This is a genomic window from Rhodoferax sp. (assembly GCF_010365055.1).
In the GTDB taxonomy this organism is placed as follows: Bacteria; Pseudomonadota; Gammaproteobacteria; order Burkholderiales; family Burkholderiaceae_C; genus Rhodoferax.
The window spans coordinates 1-2068 of sequence record NZ_JAAFHA010000186.1; the positions used below are offsets into that span (position 1 = coordinate 1).

Sequence of the window (2068 nt, forward strand, 5' to 3'; positions counted from 1 at the left end):
TCGCTCACCATCGACTTGCCTTTGATGATGCGTTTGGCATTGACCCGCTTGGCAATGCTGAGTGCGATGGTGTTGGCTTCAAGCGGCGTCTGCGCCCAATGCACCTGGATGCCGTTAGCCGTGAGATTTTTCTCCAGTTCTTCGAGCAGACGCGGCAGGTGCGCCAGGCTGTAGCGCCGGATGGCGGAGCCCAGATCACGCAGGCCTTGCAGTTCATCGGGGTCCGGAAACTGGGCACGGCGCTTGGCCTGCAGGAAGTCCATGGCACCGCGGAAATTCTTGCGCTGGCCCGGGTCATTGAGCACGCCCCGGCTGCGCTCCTTGAAGTCTTCCATCGGGTGAATTTTGATGACCTGGCTCATGCTGCTGCTCCTTGGTCGGCATCTTCTGTGTGGCGCAGCAGCACCACCAGTTCACGCGGGCCATGCGCACCATAGGCCAGCGTCTGCTGAATGTCCGCGGTCTTGGACGGACCGCAGACCAGCAGCGCGTTGGTGGGCAAACCGTCTTTCCAACCCTCGGTTGTGATCGCCGAATGAAAATCGGAATGGATGGTGCCCACATCCAGCAACACGAAGTGCACCGAGGGCACCAGGGACATCAGGCGCGGCTCCGAGGCGTCGGGCCACAGAATCAGACTGCCGATTTCGGCAATGGCGCTCTTGGCCAGCGTCAGTGACGCATCGATGTCGTCGAACAGCACATCGCGCCACGAGTCGATCGCATCGGCGTAAGGGATCAGCTTCAAATTCCCAGGCTGGCGCGCCTGCAGCGCCGCGCCATGCGGCGTGTCGGCGCCAATCAACAAGTTGCGCAGACCCTTGGCTGAGGCGATGCGCAGCAGCGCCTCAAGCCAATCAGTGGCGCTGACGTCATGCACCTCGGTCTTGACCGCCTCCAGCGCGGCGCGCAGGCGGGCGACGCGCTGCTCGGCGTCTTCGTTGCGGTGATGCCCATCAAACCAGGCTTTGACGTCGGGCAGCGGCGGTGCTTCTGCCATCGAGGTGGCGCGCAGGCGGGCCAGGATGCTCGCGCGCGCCGCCGCGCTGCTGCTGGTTGCATTCGCAGCGGCGCTCATGCTGTGGCCTGCGTGGTACGCCGCCATAAGAAACTGGCCAAGTGCTCACCTGGCAATGTGGGTGTGGTGCGCCCGGCCAGTTCATCCTGTTTGGCCGCCCGTCCGGTGATGTTCAGCAGGCAGCCGCAGTCGGCGCTGACGACCCGCTCGGCCCCGGTGTCTCTGATGGCGGCCACTTTGTCGGTCGCAATCGCCTCCGAGATATCGGGGTAGCGCATGGCAAATGTACCGCCAAAGCCGCAGCATTCTTCAATCCGCGCCTGCTCGACCACATTCACTTGCGCCAGGCTGTCGAGCAGCGCCGCGCTGGTTTCATGTGAGCCCATTTCGCGCCGTGCATGGCAGGAGGTATGCAGCGCCACGGTGCAGGGTATGCCCAGATCCGGCTGGCTGAAATTGACCACATGCACCAAAAATTCACTCAGCTCATAAACGCGCTCGGACAGATCCACCGCCTTGGCGTGCAAGGCAGGGTCGTTGGCAAACAGGTGCGGATAGTGTTTGCGAATCATGCCGCCGCATGAGCCTGACGGGATCACCACCGGCCAGGGCTCCACAAACAAATTCAACTGCTGCAAAGCCACCGCGCGCGCCTCGTCCGGGAAACCGCTGCTGTGCGCCGGTTGGCCGCAGCAGGTCTGTTGCTCCAGGTAATGCACGTTGATGCCTTCGCGTTCCAGCAGCCGAACCGTGTCAAGACCGGCCTCGGGCGTGAACTGGTCGATCAGGCAGGTGGCAAATAGATAGACGTCTCGCGGCTTGACCGGATACTCGCGCGGAAATTGGGCATTGGGCTCCATGCTGACTCTCTCCTCAACAGTCTTGTTGATTGGTAAATTGGTATGACCAGTTGATGTCACTGTAAAAAAACAAATTTGCTTGGCAAATAGGGGTTTACCCGAATGGCACTTACATAAGCGGCATGACGTCGAGGTCACGAGCGTAAGCACTTGAATTTGAATACAAAAAGAGGTGACTGACCCGTGGATT

General features: G+C 60.9%; 2 protein-coding genes and 1 pseudogene. All 3 read right to left on the reverse strand.

Annotated elements, in window-relative coordinates; genetic code table 11:
• Window positions 1-362 (reverse strand): annotated as a pseudogene (locus tag GZ093_RS20770) ((Fe-S)-binding protein); the annotation flags it as partial.
• Window positions 359-1078 (reverse strand): lactate utilization protein, encoded by a 720-nt coding sequence (locus GZ093_RS20775; protein WP_296489632.1) that lies wholly within the window; start codon window positions 1076-1078, stop codon window positions 359-361. The pseudogene GZ093_RS20770 and the gene GZ093_RS20775, both read right to left, overlap by 4 nt.
• Entirely contained in the window at window positions 1075-1878 is an 804-nt protein-coding gene (locus GZ093_RS20780; protein ID WP_296489634.1) for a (Fe-S)-binding protein, read from the reverse strand. Before GZ093_RS20780 ends, GZ093_RS20775 begins: the two co-directional genes overlap by 4 nt.
• Window positions 1879-2068: the final 190 nt, after the last annotated feature.